This is a genomic window from Burkholderia catarinensis (assembly GCF_001883705.2).
Classification (GTDB): Bacteria; Pseudomonadota; Gammaproteobacteria; order Burkholderiales; family Burkholderiaceae; genus Burkholderia; species Burkholderia catarinensis.
In genome coordinates this window covers 383305-391516 of sequence record NZ_MDEQ02000006.1, presented here as the reverse complement: position 1 = coordinate 391516, position 8212 = coordinate 383305, and the positions used below count along the sequence as shown (strand labels likewise).

The 8212-nt window shown below is 67.4% G+C and carries 8 protein-coding genes; 7 read left to right on the top strand and 1 reads right to left on the bottom strand.

Translation table 11 applies throughout. From position 1 onward, the window contains the following. The coding region (locus BFF94_RS12815; protein WP_219139407.1) for an amino acid permease at positions 1–513 on the top strand (513 nt) is incomplete at its 5' end. A 131-nt stretch (positions 514–644) separates the two neighbouring features. On the opposite strand, the gene BFF94_RS12810 is transcribed toward BFF94_RS12815, so the two are convergent. Further along, the gene (locus BFF94_RS12810) at positions 645–1718 is read right to left on the bottom strand and encodes a substrate-binding domain-containing protein (RefSeq protein ID WP_219139406.1); all 1074 of its coding nucleotides are present in this window, start codon (positions 1716–1718) and stop codon (positions 645–647) included. Between the two features lie 212 nt (positions 1719–1930). Between BFF94_RS12810 and BFF94_RS12805 the strand changes: the two genes are divergently transcribed. The 6 genes from BFF94_RS12805 (at position 1931) to BFF94_RS12780 (ending at position 8168) form a co-directional block, all read left to right on the top strand. Next, positions 1931–2923: a substrate-binding domain-containing protein gene (locus BFF94_RS12805; RefSeq protein WP_128841280.1), complete on the top strand. Its 993-nt coding sequence runs from the start codon at positions 1931–1933 to the stop codon at positions 2921–2923. An 84-nt stretch (positions 2924–3007) separates the two neighbouring features. Further along, positions 3008–4567 (top strand): sugar ABC transporter ATP-binding protein, encoded by a 1560-nt coding sequence (locus tag BFF94_RS12800; protein ID WP_128841281.1) that lies wholly within the window; start codon positions 3008–3010, stop codon positions 4565–4567. Next, positions 4560–5573 carry an ABC transporter permease gene (locus BFF94_RS12795; protein ID WP_128841282.1) on the top strand — a complete coding sequence of 338 codons (1014 nt, stop codon included), beginning with the start codon at positions 4560–4562 and terminating at the stop codon, positions 5571–5573. The genes BFF94_RS12800 and BFF94_RS12795 overlap by 8 nt, the downstream gene beginning before the upstream one ends. Continuing rightward, positions 5570–6628: an ABC transporter permease gene (locus BFF94_RS12790; RefSeq protein ID WP_219139405.1), complete on the top strand. Its 1059-nt coding sequence runs from the start codon at positions 5570–5572 to the stop codon at positions 6626–6628. Before BFF94_RS12795 ends, BFF94_RS12790 begins: the two co-directional genes overlap by 4 nt. Next, complete coding sequence (locus BFF94_RS12785; protein WP_128841283.1) at positions 6625–7518, top strand: sugar phosphate isomerase/epimerase family protein; 894 nt, start codon at positions 6625–6627, stop codon at positions 7516–7518. Before BFF94_RS12790 ends, BFF94_RS12785 begins: the two co-directional genes overlap by 4 nt. Beyond that, positions 7515–8168: a nucleoside/nucleotide kinase family protein gene (locus BFF94_RS12780; protein WP_246637288.1), complete on the top strand. Its 654-nt coding sequence runs from the start codon at positions 7515–7517 to the stop codon at positions 8166–8168. Before BFF94_RS12785 ends, BFF94_RS12780 begins: the two co-directional genes overlap by 4 nt. Positions 8169–8212 lie beyond the last annotated feature (44 nt).

The following is an 8212-nucleotide window of genomic DNA, read 5'->3' as shown; positions in this document are numbered from 1 at the left end:
TACCTGTCGCACGTGAACGAGCACGGCTCGCCCACGCGCGCGATGTGGACCGATCTCGGCTTCAACCTCGTGTTGCTGATGATGTCGGACTACATGACGGTGCTGTCGATCTCGAACGTCTGCTACATGCTGTTCGTATTCCTGAATCTTCAGTCGGGCTGGATCCACCGGATGGATCGCGGCAACTGGGATCGGCCGTTCCGCTGCCCGACGTGGCTGCTGGTCGCCGGCGCGATCTGCGGCTACGCGAACCTCGTCTATGTCGGCGCCGGTGCGAACCTGCAGGGCGAAGGCACGCTGCGCAACGGGCTGACCGCGATGCTGCTGATCGTGCCGGTATTCGTGTTCCGCCACTACTGGCAGGATCGCGGCCGGTTCCCGGAGCAGATGCAGCGCGACATGGAGCTCGAAGTGCCGAAGCGCGCGATGTGGCTGAACCTGATGCCTTATGCGGCGTTGATCGGCGCGGGGCTGACGATTTGGTTGTCGTATTACTTCGCGTGGGTGAAGTGAGCATCTGACGCGTCGCTTGCCGGGAACGGATACCGCACACGGTCCCGGCAAAGCGATGCGAGGTTGCCCAACACGACGAAAGCCCGGCTGGTCTCGCGACCGGCTGGGCTTTTTTCGTGCCGCGTGCGCGATCAACCGGCCGGTTCTTCGTCGCTGGCGCGCATGTCGTCGTCGGGCGTGCGCATGAAGCGCGTCGGCACCATCACGACCGGATGCGGTGTGCTGCTTCTGGCGTCGCTGGTATCGAGCAGGGCGAATGCTTCGGCGATCAGCCGCTGCACGTCCTGCCGCAGCATCGTGACGTCGAACGGCAGGCGTGCGGCGAACGGGTCCCAGTCGAAGCAGCCGACGGCCGTGCGCTGCCAGATGTCCCACGGCAGTTCCGATGCGAAGCGCACGAGCCCTTCGAACGAGGTGATCGAATTCGTGAGCATGCCGGTCGGCAGCCGGCCGAGCGTGTCGTAGCGCCGCGCGAGCGCCTCGCGTGCGGCGGCCGGCGCGTAGCCGCAGCGCTCGATCGCGTCGCGTGGCGGCGGCGGCAGGCCGCGCGCGGCGAACGCGTCGTGAAAGCCCGCAATCCGCATCTCGGTCGCATATTCGCCGGCGATGCCGCCGAGCAGGATCAGTTCGTCGGGTGCATTGCCGCGCGCGATCATCTTGTCGATCAGCACGTCGGTCAGTGCCCGCGCGCCCGCCCGGTTGTCCGACACGACCGACGGCGCACCTTCTCCCGGCAGGTCGACGTTGATCGACGGGATGCCGGCCGCGTCGCACAGCGCATTGAGCGGTGCCGGATCGCGCACGCCGGCGATGAACAGCAGTTCGACGCGCTGCGCGAGCAGCGTCTGTGCGACATTCAGTTCGACATCCTGATTACGCTGCGTGCCGACGACGATCGGGCACAGGCCGCGCCGGCGCGCCTCGTCCTCGAAGGTTTCGGCGAGCCCCGCGAAGAAGCGGTTGCGGTAGTGCGGGATAACCATTCCCGCCAGCCCCGAGCGCGACAGGCGCAGGCCGCGCGCGCTCAGGTTCACGTTGTAGCCGAGCGCCTTGGCGCTGTCGAGAACGCGCGTGGCCGTCTCCTCGCTGATCCGGTAGCGCGCCCAGGTGCCGTTCAGCACCATGCTGACCGTGGACGTCGATGAGCCGGTCGCCTTTGCTATGTCGTAAATCGTGGACTTGCGTCCGGGGTTGGTGCGGGCCATCTGCGTCGTTTCTCCCGTCGAGTCTGTTTTTTGTCCCATGCCGACGGTATGCGCTTCGGTGCGCGGTTCCCTATTAGGGTTTCCCCCTGCTTCCCGTCCGAGCTAAATGGATCCAGCATACACGAAACGGTTTGCTGAATGGATTTAGCAACTGACCGCCATGCCGGCGTCCACAATGCCCGGCGACGGTCGCCTTCCTGGATGGAGGAGACATGTCAGTGAATTTCTTGCGCACGGTGTGCGCGGGCGTGGTCGCGTTCACGCTCGCAACAGGCATCGCATCGGCATCGCCGGACAAGCCGGTGATCGGCGTCGTCGTGAAGATCGGCGGCATCCCGTGGTTCAACGCGATGGACGCAGGCATCAGGAAGCGCGCCGATCAACTCGGCGTGAAGGCGTTCATGGTCGGGCCGACCAGCGCGGATCCGGCGCTGCAGGTGCGCGCGATCGAGGACCTGATCGCGCAGAAGGTCGACGTGATCGGTGTGGTGCCGAACGATGCCGAGGTGCTCGAGCCGGTGTTGCAGCGTGCACGGGCTGCGGGCATCAAGGTCATCACGCACGAATCGCCGAAGCAGAAGAACACCGACTGGAATTTCGAGCTCGCGTCAGCGAAGGGATTCGGCGAAGCGTATGCGAAGAAACTCGCCGCGGCGGTAGGCGGCAAGGGCGAGTACGCAGTGTTCGTCGGCTCGCTGACGGTACCGCTGCACAACGCCTGGGCCGATGCCGCGATCGCGTATCTGAAGGCCAACTATCCGGACATGAAGCTCGTCGGCGATCGCTACGGTGTGGCCGAGGATGTGGATGCTTCGCGCAAGACCGCGCTCGACCTGATGCGCGCACACCCGAACCTGAAGGCGATCCTGGCGTTCGGTAGCCAGGGGCCGATCGGCGCCGCGCGCGCGGTCGCCGAGCGGCAGGCCAAGGGCAAGGTGGTCGTGCTCGGGCCGTTTTCTCCGGGGCAAGGCCGGCGACTCGTGCACGAAGGTGTGCTGAGCGGCGGCTACATGTGGAACCCCGAGCAGGCCGGCGAGGTGTTCGTGACGCTCGGCACGATGCTTGCGAAAGGGCAGCCGGTGAAGGACGGCATGACGATTCCGGGTCTCGGCGTCGTGCATCCGGACGGACACAACCTGATCGTGAACCAGCTCGTCGAGCTGAACGCGAAAACCGTCGACGATCTCGCGAAGCAGGGGCTGTGAGCAGTCCGCGCTGGCGCGATGCGCATGCGATTCAGTCGTCCGAATCTCCCGATGTTCGATAGCAGGCCGCACCGGAGCGTAGCGATGATGTCTGCCCATTCCCGAGAAGCCGCGGCGTCCGGCCGGTCGGCCGAGCCGTTGGCCGCGCGCGCGGCCGGCGCGCCGCTGCTTGAGCTCGACAACGTGTCGAAGACGTTCGGCGGCGTGCAGGCGCTGCAGCAGGTGCGCTTCGACGTGATGCCGGGCGAGGTGCTGTGCCTGGCCGGCGAGAACGGCTGCGGCAAGAGCACGCTGATCAAGATCGTGAGCGGCGTCCATCGTCCGGAACCCGGCGCGGTGATCCGCTTCGATGGCAAGCCGGCCGTCGATCTCGATCCGGCGCGGGCGCGCGCGCTCGGCATTCAGGTGATCTGGCAGGACCTCGCGCTGTTTCCCGAGATGACGGTCGCCGAGAACATCGCGTTCGAGCAGAACCTCGGTGCGCGTCCGCGGCTGGTCGACTACGGGCGAATGAACGTGGCCGCGCGGCAGATTCTCGCGCGGCTCGGTGTCGCGCTCGATCTCGGCCGGCCGGTGCGCACGCTCACGATTGCGCAGCGGCAAGTGGTGGCGATCGCGCGTGCGCTCGTGGCCGATGCGCGCCTCGTGTTCATGGACGAGCCGACCGCGTCGCTCAGTCACGCCGAGACGCAAGCGCTGCTCGCGATCGTGCGCCGCCTGTCGGCCGACGGCATTGCGGTGGTGTTCGTCAGCCATCGGCTCGCGGAAGTACTCGACGTGTGCGCCCGCGTGACGGTGATACGCGACGGCCGGTATGTCGGGACGTTCCCGACGGCCGGGATGACGCAGACGCGGCTCACCGAACTGATGACGGGACGCACCTTCGATTACGCGGTGCGCACGACCGACCTGTCGAGCGCGCCCGTGATGCTGCGGGTCGAGGGGCTGTCGCGGCGCGGCGAGTACGATGAGGTGTCATTCGACGTGCGGTGCGGCGAGGTCCTCGGCGTGACGGGGCGGCTCGGCGCCGGGCGCACCGAACTCGCGCTGTCGCTGTTCGGAATGACGCGGCCGGATGCGGGCACGATCGCGTTCGACGGTCGGCCACTGTCGCTGCGCTCCAATCGCGACGCGATTCGCGCCGGCATCGCCTATGTGTCGGAGGATCGCCTGCAACTGGGGCTGGTGCAGCCGCAGTCGATCGGCGACAACACCGCGATCGCGGTGCTCGACCGCCTGCTCGGCGCGGCGCGGCTGATCTCGCCGCGCCGGCGCGACGGTCTGATCCGCGACTGGATCGAGCGTCTGGCGGTCAAGATAGGCAACCCCGACGATGCGGTGTCGACGCTGTCGGGCGGCAACCAGCAGCGCATCGTGCTCGCGAAATGGCTTGCCACGCGGCCGAAGCTGCTGATCCTCGATTCGCCGACGGTCGGCGTCGACGTCGGCGCGCGCGCTGGCATCTTCGCGATCGTTCGGCAGCTCGCGGCGCAAGGCATGGCGATCCTGCTGATTTCCGACGAGATTCCCGAGGTCTACTTCAACGCGGACCGCATCCTGCACATGCGCGACGGCCGCATCGTCGCCGAGTACGTGCCGGGCGGCACGCCGATCGACTACATCGAGCGAGACGTTCATGTGTAACCCGCGATCATTCGGCATCGGCGCGACCGAAGCGTGGCTGCTCGCCGTGATCGTCGCGATGGCGGCCGGCCTCGGCATCGCGACGCCGACCTTCCTGACGCTGTCGAACCTGTTCGACCTGCTCAACCAGAGTTCGGTCAACATCATCTTCGCGGTCGGGCTGCTGATCGTGCTGATCGCGGGCGGCATCGACATTTCGTTCGCGGTCGGCGCGTCGGTGGTGCAGTACCTCACCGCGCTGACGGTGATGCGGCTCGGCGGCGGCAACTGGGCGCTCGGCTTCGCGGTCGCGGCCGGATTCGGCATCCTGCTCGGCTCGGTGAACGCGACGCTCATCTACCGGTTCCGTATCGTGTCGATCGTCGCAACGATCGCGACCTTCAACCTGTTCTTCGGCGGGCTGATGTTCGCGACGGGCGGCGTATCGATCTACGACTTGCCAGACTGGTGGATGAATCGCGTCACGCTCGTGCAGGTCGATACGCCGAGCGGCGTCGCGTCGCTCGCGCTGCCGGTCGCGGTGATGGCGGCGTCCGTCGTCGCGACGTGGTTCCTGCTGCGCCGCACGACGCTCGGCCGCCAGCTCTATGCGACCGGCGACAACCCGGAAGCCGCGCGGCGCGTCGGCATCGATCTCGCGACGATGCATTACGTCGCGTACGGCTGGCTCGGGATGATGGCCGGCATCGCCGGATTGATGCAGGCGCACTACGTGCAGGAGGTCGTGCCGAACGCGCTGTACGGCCGCGAGCTGGACGTGCTCGCGGCCGTCGTGCTCGGTGGCGCTCGGCTCGGCGGCGGGCGCGGCACGGTGCTCGGGGCGATCCTCGGCATCCTGCTCGTGTCGATCACCGCGAACGGGCTCAACCTGCTCGGCGTGTCGCCGTATGCATTCAAGATGATCGTCGGCGCGGTCATCCTGGTCGCGATCACCGTATCGAGCGACGGCGTCGCCCGGCTGGTCGGCTCGCGCTTCCTGTCGTCACGCGCGAGGGCTAGATCATGAAACATGCGGATTCCCGACATTTCCCGGCGTTGTCCGTGCCGGCCGACGTGGCCGGCCTGCTCGGCTTCTTCGCCTGTGTCGTGGCGGCGATGAGTGTCGCATCGGACCACTTCCTCACGGGCGGCACGTTCGTGTCGATCGCGTTCCAGCTTCCCGAACTCGGGCTGTTCACGCTCGCGATGCTGATGCCGCTGGTTTCCGGCGGCTTCAATCTGGCCGTCACGTTCACCGCAAACATCGCGGGGCTCGCGATGGCGTGGGTGATCCAGTCGCACGGCGGCCCGGAGGCCAGCCTCGCGGCGGTCGCGCTCGGCATCGCGGCGGCGCTCGCGACCGGGGCCGCGGCTGGCTGGCTGATCGGCGCCGTGATTGCCCATACGGGCGCGAGCCCGATCCTCGTGTCGCTGTCGGCGATGATCTTCCTGCGCGGCCTCGGCGAATTCGTGACGCGCGGCGGCGACATTTCCGGGTTTCCGCCGGTGGTGCGCGCGATGGGCAACGGACTGTGGCTCGGCGTGCCGGTTCCGCTATGGATCTTCGCGGGCTGCGCGCTGCTGTGGCACGTGGCGATGACGTATTCGCGGCTTGGCTTCGTCACGCGGATGATCGGCTCGAACGTCGAGGCGACGCGCTACTCGGGCATCTCGACCACGCGTGCGATCACGCGCATCTACATGCTGTCGGGCTTGATGTGTGGCGTGGCTGGTGTCGTGATGCTGTCGCGCTTCAACTCGGTGCGCGTCGGTCATGGCGAAGCGTTCCTGCTGATCTCGGTGCTCGCCTGCTTCCTTGGACGCGTCGATCCGTTCGGCGGCTTCGGTCGCGTCGTGCCGGTCGTGATCGCGCTCGTGATCCTGCAGGTGATCGCGTCGGGCCTCAACCTGCTCGGCGCGAGCCAGCATCTCGCGACCGCGCTGTGGGGGGCTTTCCTGCTCGCGGTGATGCTCGTGCGCTGGGCATGGGCGCAACGCGCGTCGCGACCCCGTCACCGCGAGCGCACGGCAACGGCCACGCGCGGCGGCCTCGAACACGCTCAACGGAAGGAGACGAAATGAACAAGCTCGGTGTACATGCGCTGGTCTGGGAGGCCGGCTGGAGCCGCGAAGCGTGCGCGCGCGCGATCGCGAGCACGGCCGAGACGGGCTTCGATTTCATCGAGGTGCCCGCACTCGATCCCGATTCGATCGACACGGCTTTCACGCGGCGCGAACTCGAACGAAACGGCCTCGGCATCACGTTTTCGCTCGGGCTCGATGCGGACTCCGACATTTCGAGCGGCGATGCGCAGAAAGCCGCGCGCGGCAAGCAAAAGCTCGAGGCCGCGCTGCGCGTCGCGCGCGACTGCGGCGCGAAGCACATGTGCGGGATCCTGTATTCGGCGTTCCAGAAGAATTTCACGCCGACAACGGCCGACGGTGTCGCGATGTCCGCCGACATCCTCGCGCAAGTGGCCGAGACGGCCGCGCAAAGCGGCGTCGCGCTCGGGCTCGAGGTCGTCAATCGCTACGAGTCGAACGTGCTCAATACCGCGTCGCAGGGCGTCGAGCTGTGCCGGCGCATCGGCCGGCCGAACGTGAAGGTGCATCTCGACACGTACCACATGCATATCGAGGAGTCGGACGTGACGTCGGCGATCCGCGACACGGGCGAGCATCTCGGCTACGTGCACATCGGCGATTCGCATCGCGGTTATCTGGGCTCGGGCAACGTCGATTTCACGGCGGTGTTCCGCGCGCTGGTGTTCAGCGGCTATACGGGGCCGATCGCGTTCGAGAGTTTTTCGTCGCGCGTCGTCGGCCAGCCGCTCGAAGGCATTCTCGCCATCTGGCGCAACCTGTGGGAAGACAGCCACGATCTCGCGGCGCACGCGCTCGCGTTCATGCGCGTACAGCTCAAGTCCGCGCACGAGGCGCTGAAGCAGGCCGAACGGAGCCGGCTGCCGTGAGCGGCGCGGCGATGGCGGGGTGCCGCGTCGATTGTGCGGAACTGGCCGCGCACCTGCTCCGTACGCAGCGGGCGGCGCGGCGCGTGGTCGCGATCGCCGGCGCACCGGGCGCCGGCAAGAGTACGTTCGTGGAGCGGCTGCGTGCGCGCATCGACGAAGATGCGCCCGGGCTCGCGGCCGTCGTCGCGATGGATGGCTTCCATTACGACGATCGGGTGCTGGGTGTGCGTGGCGATCGCGCACGCAAGGGCGCGCCGCATACGTTCGACGTCGACGGCCTCGCGGCGCTGCTGGCGCGATTGCGCGCGGACGACGGCCGGGAGATCGCGGTGCCCGTGTTCGACCGGTCGCTGGAGATTGCGCGGGCCGGTGCGGACGTCGTGCCGGCCTCGGCCCGCCTGATTCTGGTGGAAGGTAACTACCTGCTGCTCGACGACACGCCGTGGGATGCGTTGCGGCCGTCGTTCGACGTCACCGCGATGCTCGATGTGCCGCGCGCGACGCTCGTCGAGCGGCTGACCGCGCGATGGCGCGGTTACGGGATAGACGACGCGGCATTGTGCGCGAAGTTGGACGGCAACGATCTCGTCAATGTCGATACGGTGTTATCGCGCAGCGTCCGCGCGGATTTCAGCGTCGATAACGGCTGACGGGGGAGCGGCTCGGCCTGCATTGGCTGCATGGCTTGCCGGGC

Coding starts and splice junctions, on each gene's coding strand:
- BFF94_RS12810 (WP_219139406.1), bottom strand. CDS start 1,718: ATGGCCCGCACCAACCCCGGACGCAAGTCCACGATTTACGACATAGCA.
- BFF94_RS12795 (WP_128841282.1), top strand. CDS start 4,560: ATGTGTAACCCGCGATCATTCGGCATCGGCGCGACCGAAGCGTGGCTG.
- BFF94_RS12785 (WP_128841283.1), top strand. CDS start 6,625: ATGAACAAGCTCGGTGTACATGCGCTGGTCTGGGAGGCCGGCTGGAGC.
- BFF94_RS12800 (WP_128841281.1), top strand. CDS start 3,008: ATGATGTCTGCCCATTCCCGAGAAGCCGCGGCGTCCGGCCGGTCGGCC.
- BFF94_RS12790 (WP_219139405.1), top strand. CDS start 5,570: ATGAAACATGCGGATTCCCGACATTTCCCGGCGTTGTCCGTGCCGGCC.
- BFF94_RS12805 (WP_128841280.1), top strand. CDS start 1,931: ATGTCAGTGAATTTCTTGCGCACGGTGTGCGCGGGCGTGGTCGCGTTC.